The 14,702-nt window shown below is 41.9% G+C and carries 13 protein-coding genes; 4 read left to right on the top strand and 9 right to left on the bottom strand.

What is annotated here, in order from left to right:
- Both BM090_RS18560 and BM090_RS17380 read left to right on the top strand, forming a co-directional pair.
- Positions 1–468 (top strand): hypothetical protein (locus BM090_RS18560; RefSeq protein ID WP_221405425.1); only part of this gene is annotated, 468 nt, incomplete at its 5' end.
- Between the two features lie 52 nt (positions 469–520).
- On the top strand, positions 521–1,174 hold the full coding sequence (locus tag BM090_RS17380; RefSeq protein ID WP_245756757.1) for a GIY-YIG nuclease family protein: 654 nt from the start codon (positions 521–523) through the stop codon (positions 1,172–1,174).
- Between the two features lie 502 nt (positions 1,175–1,676).
- Here the strand turns inward: BM090_RS17380 and BM090_RS17375 are convergent.
- The 5 genes from BM090_RS17375 to BM090_RS17355 all read right to left on the bottom strand — a co-directional run bounded on the left by BM090_RS17375 (position 1,677) and on the right by BM090_RS17355 (position 6,010).
- Positions 1,677–2,822 (bottom strand): site-specific integrase, encoded by a 1,146-nt coding sequence (locus BM090_RS17375; RefSeq protein ID WP_091516695.1) that lies wholly within the window; start codon positions 2,820–2,822, stop codon positions 1,677–1,679.
- A 391-nt stretch (positions 2,823–3,213) separates the two neighbouring features.
- Positions 3,214–4,140, bottom strand: a complete 927-nt coding sequence (locus tag BM090_RS17370) for a WD40 repeat domain-containing protein (protein ID WP_091516692.1) — start codon at positions 4,138–4,140, stop codon at positions 3,214–3,216.
- Between the two features lie 6 nt (positions 4,141–4,146).
- The gene (locus BM090_RS17365; RefSeq protein WP_091516689.1) at positions 4,147–4,428 is read right to left on the bottom strand and encodes a DUF4834 family protein; all 282 of its coding nucleotides are present in this window, start codon (positions 4,426–4,428) and stop codon (positions 4,147–4,149) included.
- A gap of 70 nt (positions 4,429–4,498) precedes the next feature.
- Complete coding sequence (locus BM090_RS17360; protein WP_091516685.1) at positions 4,499–5,587, bottom strand: acyltransferase family protein; 1,089 nt, start codon at positions 5,585–5,587, stop codon at positions 4,499–4,501.
- Between the two features lie 15 nt (positions 5,588–5,602).
- Complete coding sequence (locus BM090_RS17355) at positions 5,603–6,010, bottom strand: J domain-containing protein (RefSeq protein WP_143084032.1); 408 nt, start codon at positions 6,008–6,010, stop codon at positions 5,603–5,605.
- Positions 6,011–6,350: 340 nt separating this feature from the next.
- Between BM090_RS17355 and BM090_RS17350 the strand changes: the two genes are divergently transcribed.
- On the top strand, positions 6,351–7,931 hold the full coding sequence (locus BM090_RS17350) for a pyruvate dehydrogenase complex dihydrolipoamide acetyltransferase (protein WP_091516680.1): 1,581 nt from the start codon (positions 6,351–6,353) through the stop codon (positions 7,929–7,931).
- Positions 7,932–8,020: 89 nt separating this feature from the next.
- Positions 8,021–8,674 (top strand): SanA/YdcF family protein, encoded by a 654-nt coding sequence (locus tag BM090_RS17345; RefSeq protein ID WP_091516677.1) that lies wholly within the window; start codon positions 8,021–8,023, stop codon positions 8,672–8,674.
- Between the two features lie 57 nt (positions 8,675–8,731).
- Here the strand turns inward: BM090_RS17345 and cysS are convergent, their stop codons facing one another.
- The 4 genes from cysS to BM090_RS17325 form a co-directional block, all read right to left on the bottom strand.
- The gene (gene cysS, locus BM090_RS17340) at positions 8,732–10,225 is read right to left on the bottom strand and encodes a cysteine--tRNA ligase (RefSeq protein ID WP_177200001.1); all 1,494 of its coding nucleotides are present in this window, start codon (positions 10,223–10,225) and stop codon (positions 8,732–8,734) included.
- 107 nt (positions 10,226–10,332) lie between these two features.
- Complete coding sequence (gene trpC, locus BM090_RS17335) at positions 10,333–11,124, bottom strand: indole-3-glycerol phosphate synthase TrpC (protein ID WP_091516674.1); 792 nt, start codon at positions 11,122–11,124, stop codon at positions 10,333–10,335.
- Between the two features lie 204 nt (positions 11,125–11,328).
- Positions 11,329–13,419: an endonuclease gene (locus tag BM090_RS17330; RefSeq protein WP_091516671.1), complete on the bottom strand. Its 2,091-nt coding sequence runs from the start codon at positions 13,417–13,419 to the stop codon at positions 11,329–11,331.
- 244 nt (positions 13,420–13,663) lie between these two features.
- Entirely contained in the window at positions 13,664–14,587 is a 924-nt protein-coding gene (locus tag BM090_RS17325; RefSeq protein WP_091516668.1) for an EamA family transporter, read from the bottom strand.
- Positions 14,588–14,702: the final 115 nt, after the last annotated feature.

Here is a 14,702-nt window from a genome sequence, read left to right as displayed (position 1 = left end):
CCGCCACCAGTGGCAGCCAAACCGATTAAAACAGACACAGCGAAGGTCCGACACATCGCCCCGATTTTAGTAACCAAACCGACTCCAGCCAAAAAGGTAAAAATCCAACGCACACCCGACACGCTTGAAAGACGACGACGGGAAAAGGCAACGATTATGAAAGGCGGAAAGTTAGACTTTACGCGCAACAGATACGACATTCAAAAGATAACGCCACGCGGCACAATTATAGAAAGTTCGTACAGCTTTGACCCCGAAACCGTCAAGGCCATTATAGTAAGTGATACAGGTTCTTTGGAAGTCGTGCACAAAACAGATAAAGAGCTATTACAACAATTCAGACGAGAACGCCGCAAACGAAGGTGGGGAACAGTAAAGGAGTTCGCTAAATACAGCCTTTCTCTTTACGGAGGTTATAAACTTGGAAAGTCTGGATTGTTAGGTTTTAAGGTCAATCTAAAATTTTAACATGACTAAAAAGCAGAAAAAACACACAATAGCCGCAGCAATAATATTTGTTGTGGCTATTTTTTTAGCCGCCCTGTTTTGGAAGCGACGGGAGAGCGGCGAGGGCGACACCTTAGAAGGCGCAGCCCGAAAGCCTAATTTTTTGGTTCGGGATTTTGTAGAAGACAATAGTTTTTACGAAACTATTACAGTAAAAGGCAAGCCTATAAAAGTTCAATTCACCCCCGCGTTTGATTTTTATACCCACGATAAAGGCAAAGCAAAAATCAATTACGCAGACATTACAGGGAAAACCAAAGGGCTGTATTTTATTATCAATGCCAAAACAAAAGAGCTTGTATATGTGGGTTATTCTTTTTCGGATAACACGCTTTACAAGACAATTTCGCGGCATTTTCAATCGTGGCCAGACAAAAAGCAATATCGGTTTACGGTTCCTAAAAAAGGCTATCAGGTTGTTTTAGCTTTGTCCGATAATCCACGAATTGCCGATGTTGAAAAGTATTACATACAGCGTTACAGGCCTAAAGGCAATGCCATGCAATACGAATTGTATTTTGAGCGCGAACGCATGGACTACGAAGTATTAGCTCCAGATTTACCTTTTACCACATCGAGAACTTACGAAGTGTTCACCGAGCAGCCGCCAGAAGAAGACCCGATGGAATGGTTCGCTAAAGAAGACGAAAACGAAGCTCCATTTTAACACCCCCCGACACCTGTACTCAAATACAGGTGTTTTTTTTGTTTTTGAGCTTAAATATTACGTGATTTTAAATCATACCTGGCAGCTCAACCGCAGGAGCTGTATCCTTTAAACAAAACGCTGATAATCAGCAAATATAAAACAGTATTAGTATTTGGTGTAAGCGCAAAGAACCGCTTTGTTTCGTATTTTTATTACATACTGTATTTGTAGTGCCTACACCAACGGCCAAAAACCAAACCAGCCACCGACCGCGTAAATTAGCAGTGCAATTGCTGTAAGAAATAATCCTGCTATTAGGTTGTTTTGTAGCTTTTTAGCTCTGTTTGTATATTTTTTCATACCCAAAATTACAGAAAAAGCCGCCCAAAACTACTATTTGGGCGGCTTTTTTGTGTCTAATTTGGATAAAAGCAACAAGTAAAGACCCGAAAAATGAGCCATTAAGAGCCAAAAAAAGGCCGTTAAGAGCCGTTAAGAGCCCTTTTTGTCCGTCTTTTGCTTACTTATTTTTCTTGTATTTTTCCCACATTTGAGCATAACCAGACAGGCGCAAATGGCCGTAATGCTTGGAAACCGTCGCTACATTGTCCCCAATGGTGGCGGCTGCAAGAGCAATGTCTCCCGTTTGGTCTAAAATGTTCATTACAACAGTGTGCCGTGCTTTATGTGCGCTGATATTTTTTTCGATTCCGCAAAATTCGGCTATTGCCCGAATGTGATTTCTTAATGTTCCCCTATTCAGTAATTCAAATTGCCAATCATACGCCTCTCCTATTGCTTTGGCACGCTCTGATAGTGGTACAAAGTACGTTTTCCCCGTCTTGTGTCTTACACCCTCAAGAAACAAAATACCCTCGTGTATTGTGATTTTATGGCGTTCTTGGAACTTTTCAAAGTCTATTAGCGAAATACCCGTTTCACACAGGAAAAGAAAATAATCACAGGCGCGGCGGTATCTTTCAGGCAAAGCCTCGCGGCTGGCCGCTATCTTTTCAAGTTCCCCTTGTTCCAAAAACGTAAGAGGCTTTTGTCTGCTTGGTTCTGGTGGAACAAAATCAATTACGCGCGGTTTGATGGCCGTTTTGAGAATCGCAATTAATTGCATTGCATATCCGTTGCTTTTTTCGGTAGAAACAAGACTGTAAAGGTTTTCAAGTGTTTTTGTGCTTATATCCTTCACATAAGTATCACCAATCAATGTGATAATTTTTTTACCAAACGCTTTGTATGAGTTTAGTGTAGCAAGTCGGATTTTGCGGCCTTCTTGTGCTATCAAAAAATTCTGTATTATCTCTTGTATGGTAGGGGCTGGGGGCGTTAGCGGTGTGCTTTCTGCGGCTGTTGGTTTGGGTTTGGTCTTTCGGGGCTTCCTTCGTAAGTATTCGGCTTTAATTTCGGCGGCTGTTACTTCTCGTCCCGTCTGGCCATTCAAAAAAATTTGTATAGCCTCCAGTTCCATTACTAACGCTCGCTTTTCCTTTTCGCATCCGCCTTCGTGGAAGTCTTGCCTATATACTTTGTAGGTGCTGGCAAAATTACGGCTAACTGTTTTACCACTGGTGTTAGCTACCTGAACAACTGCCATGATTACACCTTTTTTCGCTTTGTCTGTCTGGTTATCCCGAAACCAAAACGTTACATTCATGTGTTTTTAAATTTATCAACATAGTTTTGTTGGATTGGATTAAAACGACAAAGAAAAATAGTAGGTAGAATTTAAAAAAATAGTAGGTAATCTTTTTTTTGTCGTTTTTTTGTCAGGGATAAATCTAATTTTAGGGCGTTTTTGGTAGGTGGTTGGTTTTGAGTGTATTGTATTATTACAAAAAGCAATTTATTTGTTTATATTATATTGTATTATGCTTTTAATGGTATTTAAAAATCAAGATTAAATCGTTCTTACGCTACTCTCCTACCCCAGCAGAATGAGTAGTTGAAAGTCGAAAGATATAGATTTTTAGCATTTTTATGTTATTTTCAATATAAAGATTTTGTATTTAAAAGACATAACCCTCTAAAAATCAAGGAATAAACCTTTATTCTTCCCAAAGATTTGTCCCCCAAACGATTGCCGATTTATCATCAGAAACTGACACAATTTGGCGATTTTCCAGCCATAACAATTTATTTACGGAGCTGCCATGCCCCCCATAACGGGCTTTATCTATCACTTTGAGCAACTGAAAGTTCGCAGCATTCCAAATTTTGATGGTTTTGTCCATGCTCGCAGAGGCAAAATACGCCCCATCGGGTGCATAAACCAAATGATTTACGGCAAACAAATGCGCTGCAATCATCTGATTTTCAGCATACTTTTGCGCTATATCCCAAACCCGAATTTTGGCATCTCTCCCACCCGACACCAACCACCGACCACATGGCGAATATTGTAGCGTAAAAACGGACAGGTCGTGTGCCTGCCACTGCTGCGCCAAAGTCCAAGTATCTGTATCAAAAATGCGAATAAAACCATCAGAATAACCTACGGCCAACTGATTGTGCACCCGACTAAACGCCAAACATCTGGCACTTTTATCCGAAAACGAGAAAATATTTTTTATTGTAAAAAACTGAAAATCAACCAAATAAATATTTCCATTTTCAGCGGCAACCACGAGCGTATCAACCACGAGGGTTATATCAAAAATCAAAAAACTTCCCAGATGTAACGACTTGGCTTCTTTGTTTTGGGCGAGGTCTATGGCGTGGAGGCCATCGCCATTTTGCCCAACAAACAACGTTTGGGACGGCTTATGATGATAAAGCGCGTACACCGAACTCGGGATTTGTGCCATCAGTTGCCCTGTGTCGGGCTTGCGCAAATCCCAGCCCACTAAAAATCCATCGCCTCCCGACGAAAAAAAAGTATGTTCGTTTGCGCCTTGCTCCAACGCATAAACGCAATCACGATGCCCTGTATATTGTGCTTTTTTTTGCACCAAAAGGCTTTTGCCTATTTTCATGCAAAACTATTTAATCTCCTCATAATCAATATATTCACCCGCTTCAAAATTGCGCTGTGTGCGATCTTGGTCAGACTCTATGCGTACTTCGCCTTCTTTTTGGCGTGGCGGCTCTTGCTTGTTTTGGCCAGTACGTGTGTTGGAGTAATAAAAACTACGGCTGCCACCACCTTCAGCCATTTTGCCCAAAATCCAACGGCGAATAAAGGCTTTCACTACTAAGCCAAAAATTTTGTAGAGTGCGTAAAAGAAGAAAAAATATATAACGAATTTTATAATACCTAACATAATTCAACTAATTTTCAGATAAAACACTTACGAATCCGAACACGAAATAAGGGCAATTAGTTTAAATAATCTAACGCTTTACCGAAGGTAAAATATATTTTCGAAGTTCTAATGCGGGTTTTTCCACCCAATGCCACGAAAAATATCCCAAAATAGCACTTATTAGCACAGACAAAGGCATCATTATAAATAAAGGATAATCTGCTCCTAAAATGGCAATTAGTACTTGCTGTACAAACATTCCATATAAATATATACCATAAGAAAAATCGCCATATTTCCCGAAATTATAGGTATAATTAAGAGCAGGATTAAATGCCAACCAAAACAATAAATAAGGCAAAAATAAAGCGGTTATAATACTTTTAAATTGAAGAAAAAATGGAATATACCATGTAATAATCCATAAAACCAACATCAAAAATGCCAGTGTATTGATATATTTTATATTGTCTCTATAAAGATAATATATACTTCCCAGCTGAAATATAATCATAAAATATATAGTATGATAAAGGTCTAAATCTGTATATATTAAATAATATCTAAACTTATCAGGAACAGGATAAAAAGAGATAATTTCATAAAATACAATTAAAATAAAAAAAGCAACTATATACCAAACACGTCGTTTTTTCGACAAAAATCCTAAAGCATAAGCAAAAGCTAAAATAAAATACATCATCATTTCATAAACTAAGCTCCACGCAGAGCCCATAACGGCATGATATGGCTGATTTTCAAAAACATATGGCAATTCCCATTGCATCTTCAAAAGAAATACATTCAACATAAATGTCCATGTATTTACATTACTAAAATAGACAGATGCAGGTACAGACGCAAAGAAATAACCAACCAAAATACAAAAAAGTGATGCCGCAGCTAATGCAGGAATTATCCTTAAAAATCTTTTAACAAAATAATCTAAGTAAGACGACGAACTTTCTAAACTTTTAGTAATCAAATAACCACTAATAATAAAAAAAGATTTTATCCCAATTCCACTAAAAGAGATTGCTCCATTTGATAATTCAGACAATGTATCTGATTCGGGTTTACCTATCAATACAGACCAATGTGTAATAATTACAAAAGAAGCGGCAAAAAAACGAAGTATATCAAAATTATTTTTTGCTCTAATAGATACGTTTGTCATTCTTTATTTTATTCTTTATAAATTAAATTTTTTAGAAAAATACTCGTAAGCCTCGTTGAGTTTTTGGCTTACTTGTTGGGCGGCTTTTTGCTTTTCGGGCTGGCCATGAAAACGGTCGGGGTGGTATTGTTTCATTAGTCGTTTGTAAGCCGCCTTAATTTGAGCATAATCAGCCCCTTTGGATAGTTCTAAGGCTGCATAATACGCCGCTTCTTTGTCTTGAGCTGTACTATTTGAAGATTGTTGCCTTTGTTGCTGTCCACGTTGTTGTTCATATTGCTGCCGCTCTTGCTGTTGTTCTTTTTGCTGCTGCTTTTCCTCGAACTCCTCAAATTTCCGAAAAGGCCGTTCATAGTCACGGGCTGCTTGTCGCGCAGCCTCAATATTAGACTTAATAATTTTTATAATTTTATCTAAAAGCATTGTTATAAAACAAGAATTTGCCCAAAAATACTTTTTTGTTGAGATATTGCCTAATTCGGCGTTAAGGCTTACGCTATAATTGTTTGTATTGGCCAATAAAACACCTAAAAAATGAGTAGCTTGCCGAATAATTTCATTTTATTGAATTGTACTTTTCCTGAATTATTTGTCTAATACCAAAAAAAATGGCTATTTTGCTTTGAATTTGGTTTTAATTTAAGAGTTTTGCAATCACAACACTTTTCATACTATATACATCTTGTTTGTAATTTTTGGGCTAATCCATAACCCAAAGAAAGCAAACGCATTTTGGAGCAATAAACCCCCGAATACATCAGATATGGCAGAAATTATCCGAATGCCGAAAATGAGCGACACCATGACTGAAGGTGTAATCGCTGCGTGGCACAAAAAAGTTGGTGACAAAGTAAAGGCTGGCGACGTGTTGGCCGAAGTTGAAACCGACAAAGCTACGATGGAACTTGAATCTTACGAAGACGGAACACTTCTTCACATTGGCGTAGAAGCTGGCCAAGCAGTTGCGATTGATGCCCTCATTGCCATTTTGGGCAAAGATGGCGAAGACATTTCGGCCTTAGTTGGCGGTGGCGCAGCCCCTGCACCTACTCCAACCCCTGCGGTAGCGGCGGCCTCTGTGGCCAACATCAAAGCCAACGTAATTCGTATGCCAAAAATGAGCGATACGATGACGGAAGGCACGATTGCTGCTTGGCACAAAAAAGTAGGCGACAAAGTAAAAGCAGGCGACGTGTTGGCCGAAGTCGAAACCGACAAAGCTACCATGGAGCTTGAATCTTACGAAGACGGAACACTTCTTTATATAGGCGTAGAAAGTGGCTCAGCCGTAGCCGTAGATGGCGTAATTGCTGTTATTGGCGAAGCGGGCACAGACTACACACCATTGCTACAAGCAGGTAGCGCACCAGCAGCCACCGAAGCTGCCCCAGCCGCTGCCAGCAATAGTGCAGCCGCTGCACCTGTAACCACTACCACAACGGCCTCTTCTTCGGACGATAGCCGCGTAAAAGCCTCTCCGCTTGCACGCAAAATAGCCGAAGAAAAAGGCATTAACATTTCTAACGTTACGGGAAGTGGCGAAAATGGCCGCATCGTAAAAAAAGACGTAGAGAGCTTTACGCCTGCCGCCGCAGCTCCAGCCAAAACGGCTGCACCTGCTGCCAAAACTGCCGCACCAAGTGCGCCTGCGGTATTCGGACAAGAAAGCTACGAGGAAGTGCCAGTTTCGCAAATGCGCAAAGTAATTGCTCGCCGCTTGTCGGAAAGCCTTTACACTGCTCCGCATTTCTATCTTACAATGGAAATCAACATGGACAAGGCCATCGACGCACGCAAAAGCATCAACGAATTTGCAGGCGCGAAAGTCTCGTTTAATGATATGGTAATCAAGGCAGTAGCTGTGGCTTTGCGCCAACATCCGAAAGTAAATTCTTCGTGGCTCGGCGACAAAATCCGTTACAACAAACACATTCACATTGGCGTAGCCGTAGCCGTAGAAGAAGGCTTGCTCGTGCCTGTGGTGCGTTTTGCTGACCACAAATCTATCACCAGCATTTCTTCTGAAGTGAAAGATTTGGGCGGTCGTGCCAAAAACAAACAATTGCAACCAGCCGACTGGGAAGGTAGCACTTTCACCATTTCTAACTTAGGAATGTTCGGTATTGATGAATTTACGGCTATCATTAACCCGCCAGACGCTTGTATTTTGGCTGTGGGCGGCATCAAAGAAACCGTAATCGTGAAAAACGGACAAATGCAAGTAGGCAATATTATGAAAGTTACGCTTTCGTGCGACCACCGCGTAGTAGATGGCGCAATCGGTTCGGCCTTCTTACAAACGCTTAAAGCCCTATTGGAAGACCCAATTCGTTTGTTGGCATAAAAAGTTTTCTAATCGAAAAAACAATAATTACTTTGTGCCTGCTTTTTATATTAAAAGGCAGGCATTTTTTATTTAAAACTCACTTACTAATGTTTAGGAAATTTGTTCGTCGGTTTGGGAAAACATTAGCACTGCTAACCGTTGGGCTTGTTTTGCTCGTGCGAGGTTGTTATTCTTTTGTGAATTGGAAAACCAAAACGACACATTATGACGAAATAGCGCAAATCCCCGCCCGACACGTTGGTTTGGTTCTTGGCACAAGCAAACGCCTAAGTGATGGTTCGCCTAATCCATTTTTTCAATACCGCATTGAGGCGGCAGCCAAACTCTACAAAGCCCACAAAATCAAATACTTAATCCTTAGCGGCGACAATCGGCACTACACTTACAACGAGCCACAAGACATGAAAAAAGCATTGTTGGCGCGAGGCGTACCCGAACAAGCCATTTTCATGGATTATGCGGGACTGCGTACTTTTGATTCGGTGGTGCGCTGCCAGCAAGTATTTGGACAACAACAATTTACGATTATTTCGCAACGTTTTCACAACCAACGCGCCCTATACATTGCCAAGCAAATGCACATAGATGCCATTGCTTTTGATGCCGAAGATGTCGGGTTTTGGCGCGGTTTCAAAACGCATTTTAGAGAACAATTTGCCCGCGTAAAAGTGCTGATAGATATGCACTTGCTGCACCCTGAGCCGCATTTTTTGGGAGAAAAACTCTACATTCCAAGTTAAACTATAAAGAAAAAACCTTATAGGTTTTAAACACCTATAAGGTTTAATTTCAAAAAATTACTCTTCGTAAGCCCAATCAATTTGGTGTTTCATGTCTTTGATTACCAAACCATTGGCTTTAAAATAGGCGCGAATTTGGTCAATTTTGTCGTATTGCTTTGCTTCTTTGTATTCTTTGTAAAGATGCAAAAGCCCTTGCGCGAAACCGTCAATATCTTGGTTTGCTTCTTCTTTTAGCCCCAAAATATCTTGAATGATGGTTACAAAATTAGTTTTCATGCTTGTAAAAGCCTCCTCGCCTACTTCCGAAAAAGCAATTTGACCCATGTACAACTGATTGATTTTTTTGAGCAAATTAAACAGTTGGGCAACGGTTACGGCGGTGTTCAAATCGTCGTTGAGACCATCAAAACAACCTTGTATCGACTTGGCAATTTCCTCAGCGTGTTGCGGATTCAGGGTTTTGGTTTCGTCGGCTACAAACTCCATTTTCTTCATGATTCTAAGGCCATTCATCAGGCGTTTGTAACCTTTTTGGGCGGCTTTGAGCGCATCGTTCGAGAAGTCCAGCGTGCTGCGGTACTGCGACTGCAACATAAAGAAACGCGACGTCATGGGGCTATAAGCCTGTTCCAAAAGTGGGTGTGCGCCTGCGAAAAGTTCGGTCGGAAGAAACGAATTGCCTAACGATTTACTCATTTTCTGGCCGTTTACGGTGAGCATATTCGAGTGCATCCAATAGCGCACGGGGTCTTGACCGTTTGCGCCGCGACCTTGTGCAATTTCGCCTTCGTGGTGCGGGAATTTCAAGTCCATGCCGCCGCCGTGAATATCAAAAGTTTTGCCCAAATACTTGGTACTCATACAAGTACATTCGATATGCCAACCTGGAAAACCTTCGCCCCAAGGCGAGTTCCAGCGCATCAGATGTTCGGGTGCTGCTTTTTTCCAAAGGGCAAAATCCAAGGAATTGCGCTTCTCGCCTACGCCGTCCAACTCGCGGGTTTCCGTGAGCAACTCATCTATTTTTCTACCCGAAAGTTTGCCATAATTGCCGCCCTGTTCGTTGTAGCGGTTAATATCAAAATACACAGAGCCGTTAGAAACATAGGCTAAGTTATTGTCTATGAGTCGTTGCGTCGTTTCGATTTGCTCCACGATGTGGCCTGTGGCGGTTGGCTCGATGCTTGGCGGCAAAAAATTCATTTGCTCCAACACCTGATGAAAATCGTTGGTATAACGTTGCACGATTTCCATTGGCTCGATTTGTTCGAGCTTGGCCATACGCCCGATTTTGTCTTCGCCCTCGTCGCCGTCGCCGACCAAATGGCCAACGTCCGTAATATTGCGCACGTAGCGCACTTTATAGCCCAAGAAAGTAAGGTAGCGATAGAGCGTATCGAATGTTAGGAAAGTACGCACGTTGCCCAAATGCACATAATTGTACACGGTAGGACCGCAGACATACAAACCCACAAATGGCGGATTAATTGGCTGAAAAACTTCTTTTTTGCCCGAAAGCGTATTGTAAATTTTGAGTGTTTGTATCATGGAGAATTTCACTAAAGAGACCTAAACCAATGCCTTACAAAGGCATTTGGGCGACAAAGGCCGCAAGTTACATTTTTTCGATTAGGGAGAAAAACCTATTGTTAGGTTTAGCGCGTTTGGGCAATAAAATCGGCGCAAGCTTGTGCGGGATTTGATGTTTTCATAAATGTTTCGCCAATCAAAAAACCACGATAACCAGCCGCACGCAGCGAGCCAATCACCGAAGCATCCGAAAAAAGGCCACTTTCCGAAACTTTCACAAACTCGGCGGGAATATGTTCGGCCAACTGAAACGACGTATCCACCGACACCTGAAACGTGCGCAAACTGCGATTGTTCACGCCCACCAATGTAACATGCGGCTGAATGCTGCGTTGCAATTCTTCCAAATCGTGCACTTCTAAGAGCACTTCCAAACCCAATGAGGCGGCGAAAGCGGCCAAATCTTTGATTTGTTGGGGTGTAAGCATGGCCGCAATGAGCAAAATCACGTCTGCGCCAATGGATTTGGCTTGTAAAATCTGGAACTCGTCCAACACAAAATCTTTACGCAAAATCGGGCATTGGTTTGCACCACGTGCCGCCAGCAAATCCGCCGTATTTCCGCCAAAAAACTGGGTATCCGTCAGCACAGACAATGCCGCTGCGCCAGCCGCCACGTAACCCGAAGTAGTTTCGACGACAGAGGCTTGGCCATTGATTATGCCCTTAGATGGCGATTGGCGTTTGAACTCGGCAATCACCCCCGACGAACCCACACGCGTAAGACTTTCTTTGATAGAAATAGGCTTTGCCGCAAACCATTGGGTGTTTTCTAAATCTTTGACAGAAAAAAGTTGCTTTTGCTCGGCCACTTCTACGGCTTTATGCGCCGCGATTTTTGCTAAAACGTCTTCCATTGGAGAGTAGGTATATTTTTATAAAATTGATTTTACTAACATTATTCACCACAAAGCTATACCTCTGAGCAAAAAAAGCAAATTCGAGCACAAGACACACTGCCCAGATTTTGAGTGTTTCTTTGGAGTTTACAAACAAAAACGGCAACTCTTATTGCTAAGAATTGCCGTTTTTGTGATAGAAATATTTATATAGTCAGTCAATTACTTCGTAACGACTAATTGTTTTTGCATTACTTGTGTAGCCGAAGCAACAGACACCGTGTAAACACCTTGTGGCAATTCCGCTACCGACAATGTTACTTTGTCTGTAAGCACTACGCCGCTTTGTGATTTCACCACTTGGCCTAATGTGTTGCTAATGCTAATTTCTACGGTTTTGTTTGTCCAAGCTACATCATCCACAAACAAAGTAGCTGTTTTTTGTGCAGGGTTCGGATACAACTTCAAAGCTGCATTTTTGATATTTTGTTTTGTGCCAGTTACTGGAATAATATCCGTAGCCCAACGAGGCAAAATCTGATAACCACCCGCAAACGGCGCAGCCGACGTAGTGGCGAACTGTCCACCGATACCAATCAAATGGAACGTTCCCGTAGGTGCAGGCTGTGCATACAAATCTACATCATTATCAATACGCATTTGGAAAGTAGTAGTACCGTTAGTTACGTCCACATTAAAGCCAGAACCTGTACCAGTCCATTGAGACGGCGTAACAATATGTACATTTTCAACACGTACCAAATTAGATTCTGTTGTTTCGTCCAGTATGTCCACAATCAAAGGCGTTTTGATTGGACGGTTAGTCGCCACAATTGCCATCGAATCAGGTACGATTTCAGTCAAACCTCTGTAAATGGTTACTTTACCCACCACGCGAAGGCTATCACCTTGCGTAACTGTATATGGGCTTGGTAAAGCGGCATTTGCTGCCGTGCTATAAATAGCCACGCCGTTAGTTGGGTCAATCAACGTAAATTGGAATACTTTACCGTTGGTTGCATTTTTATTGATATTCACCCCATAAACCGTACCATACAAACGTACTGATTTACCTAACATATAAGGCGTACCGTCTGCGCGGTTGTTGCGTACGCTGTCGATAGGCACAGTTGGGATACCACCGATAGAACCGCCGTCGTCGTTGGTAATCGTAATGGTATGCGTTGGCGTAAGTCCAAGGCTCAAACCCGTCGAAGGATTAACCAAAGAAAGGACAATTGTTTCGTCAGGTTCGTTTGTCGCATCACCTGTTACATTTACGGTTACCACTTGCGAAGTAACGCCAGCTGCAAACGTAAGTGAAGTAGTCGCCAATGTAAAATCAGAAGCATCTGCTGTACCGCCAGTTACTTGTACCGCTACTGTTTTTGGAGTTGCAGCAGCAGGAGAAAGATTTACACTAATTGTATAGCTTGTAGTGCCAGCATTGCCCTCAACTACACTACCTGCCGCTTGCACAAATGACACTAACGTATCGCTTGCCACTGGCGTAAAGCCCCACGCACGCGCCACCAATTCAGGATAAGCAATGTACGGGTTATAGTTGCCCTGTGCTTGTGCTACACGTGTATTGCGTTGCAATTCAGTAGCATCCACAGGATCTTGCAAATGCCATTGGTAAAGCGTAGCTGGGTTGTCAACAACCGATGTAATACCATTGGAAACCGCCGTTGGGTGCACGGTGAAGAAATAGAAAATAGCACGTGCTATGTTTCCTTTGTGGTCTTCGCGCGGCTCGAATACGCTTGAAGTACCGTTAGAACGGAACTCGCTGTATTCGTCTATGTTCGCGGTCGGGATAGTTGCTGATTGTTCCGACAAACCACGCATCCATTTAGTTGCTTGTGCGTCAGTAATTTCTGCAAATTTATAGTTGCTGCGCACATTATTCCAATCGTCCACTGTCGGGAACAAATGGTGAATATCGTCCACGTAAGGCGTTGCTTGGCCAAAGAAGCTTTGCGGAATGGTATGCTCTGTGTTAAAACTTGACGTTGTTACACTTGGTCTGCCCGAACATTGAGAAAGGTTATATTCATAACCACCATATACACAACGAATTTTGTTACTGTTGTTATCGGCATAGCCAAACATTTTATCGCGCGCCGTGTTGTAGCCAAGAGATGTACGTTTGCCGTCGTACCAGTTTTGTTTGAGCCAATCTTTAAGAGCCTGACCCGACAAATTAGCGGCAGGAGCAGCTGGCATCGTTGGAGCAGCACTTGTACCACATTGTGCCCAACCCGTCAGCGTTGCCAAACTTAAAAGGGAAACTAAGAAGATTTTTTTCATAAGTAATGATAAATTAAACTGTGCTTGTCTTTGTTTTTAGGCTAAAAAGAACTGACCTAAAAGCATTGTTTTTTGCAAGCCCAAAAACAGTGCAAATTACGGAATTTTATACCATAAATTATGTTAAGGAAAAATTAAATCTTTAAAATTGCCTTAATAAAAAAAACAAAAAGCTGTGCATTTGAAAAATAAATATCAAATAACACAGCTTTTATTGAAATTTTTTCAAAATATAAAATTCAGACTATTTAATTTCAGCCGCAACAGCAACCGACTTACGGCCAGCAGACACCAAATGCCAATTGTAAACCACAATTGAGAGAAATATTAGCACATACGCCACGACTTGTTGCGGACTGGCCATTTCCCCAAAATACAGAAACGCCATCGTAAAATTAATCAGCGGATTGATATACATCAAAATCCCAACAGTACCCGACGAAAGCTCTTTTAAGGCAAATAAATTTAGAAATAATGGCAGAATCGTAAAAATTACACCCAAGATAAGTGTTTGGGTCAGAAAATGGCCATCAGGAAGCATGGCTCCACCCGCAGGCAGCGTAAGCCAATACCAAGGCGCAATCACCAAAAACGAAATAGAAAGCTGTACACCCAACAAAACAATTTTGTCATAGCCCTGAAATTTGCGTTGGGCAATTAAATAAAAAGCATAAGAAGTGGCCACCAATAAACTCATAACCATTCCCAAAAATGACCCCGAAGCAACCAGCGAGCAACTTACGGCACTTAACGAAATGGCCAACCATTGGTTGCGTAACAGCTTTTCGGAAAGTACCAAATAGCCCAACAACGAAGTAAGAATCGGGCAAATCAGATACGAAAACGAACCCGCCTGCACACTCACCTTATTTACTACATAAATGAAAAGCAACCAGTTAAAACTCAACAAAAGGGAAGCCGTTGTCATGACAGTCAGCAACTTACGGCGCGACAGCCCAGACTCCGAACGAAACTTTTGCCAGTCGGATTGTAGGGCTTTGCGCTTGAGAGTCAGCAACAAAATAATAGTACCCAACAACGCAAATGAAATTCTGTAAAACATGATTTGGCTGCTGGCATAGTCGCTTACAGCTCTGAGCGGAAACGGGATAAAACCCCAAATAACAAAAGCCGCAATCGCAGCTAAATAGTACCGATTGATTTTCATTTTCGGAAAGAAATAAATGCTTGGTTGATGAGTTGAATGTTTACGCCATAACAACGCTTACCCTCAAAAAGTTTGATATGACAAGCATTGCTTTGCGGCGGCAAAATTAGACACA

It is taken from the genome of Flexibacter flexilis DSM 6793 (assembly GCF_900112255.1).
GTDB classification, from domain to species: Bacteria; Bacteroidota; Bacteroidia; order Cytophagales; family Flexibacteraceae; genus Flexibacter; species Flexibacter flexilis.
This window is presented reverse-complemented; position numbering and strand designations above follow the sequence as displayed.

What these genes read in the sequence shown, in the direction of transcription:
- BM090_RS17375 (WP_091516695.1), bottom strand. Translation starts at nt 2,822, where the DNA reads ATGAATGTAACGTTTTGGTTTCGGGATAACCAGACAGACAAAGCGAAA.
- BM090_RS17370 (WP_091516692.1), bottom strand. Translation starts at nt 4,140, where the DNA reads ATGAAAATAGGCAAAAGCCTTTTGGTGCAAAAAAAAGCACAATATACA.
- BM090_RS17365 (WP_091516689.1), bottom strand. Translation starts at nt 4,428, where the DNA reads ATGTTAGGTATTATAAAATTCGTTATATATTTTTTCTTCTTTTACGCA.
- BM090_RS17360 (WP_091516685.1), bottom strand. Translation starts at nt 5,587, where the DNA reads ATGACAAACGTATCTATTAGAGCAAAAAATAATTTTGATATACTTCGT.
- BM090_RS17355 (WP_143084032.1), bottom strand. Translation starts at nt 6,010, where the DNA reads ATGCTTTTAGATAAAATTATAAAAATTATTAAGTCTAATATTGAGGCT.
- BM090_RS17350 (WP_091516680.1), top strand. Translation starts at nt 6,351, where the DNA reads ATGGCAGAAATTATCCGAATGCCGAAAATGAGCGACACCATGACTGAA.
- BM090_RS17345 (WP_091516677.1), top strand. Translation starts at nt 8,021, where the DNA reads ATGTTTAGGAAATTTGTTCGTCGGTTTGGGAAAACATTAGCACTGCTA.
- cysS (WP_177200001.1), bottom strand. Translation starts at nt 10,225, where the DNA reads ATGATACAAACACTCAAAATTTACAATACGCTTTCGGGCAAAAAAGAA.
- trpC (WP_091516674.1), bottom strand. Translation starts at nt 11,124, where the DNA reads ATGGAAGACGTTTTAGCAAAAATCGCGGCGCATAAAGCCGTAGAAGTG.
- BM090_RS17330 (WP_091516671.1), bottom strand. Translation starts at nt 13,419, where the DNA reads ATGAAAAAAATCTTCTTAGTTTCCCTTTTAAGTTTGGCAACGCTGACG.
- BM090_RS17325 (WP_091516668.1), bottom strand. Translation starts at nt 14,587, where the DNA reads ATGAAAATCAATCGGTACTATTTAGCTGCGATTGCGGCTTTTGTTATT.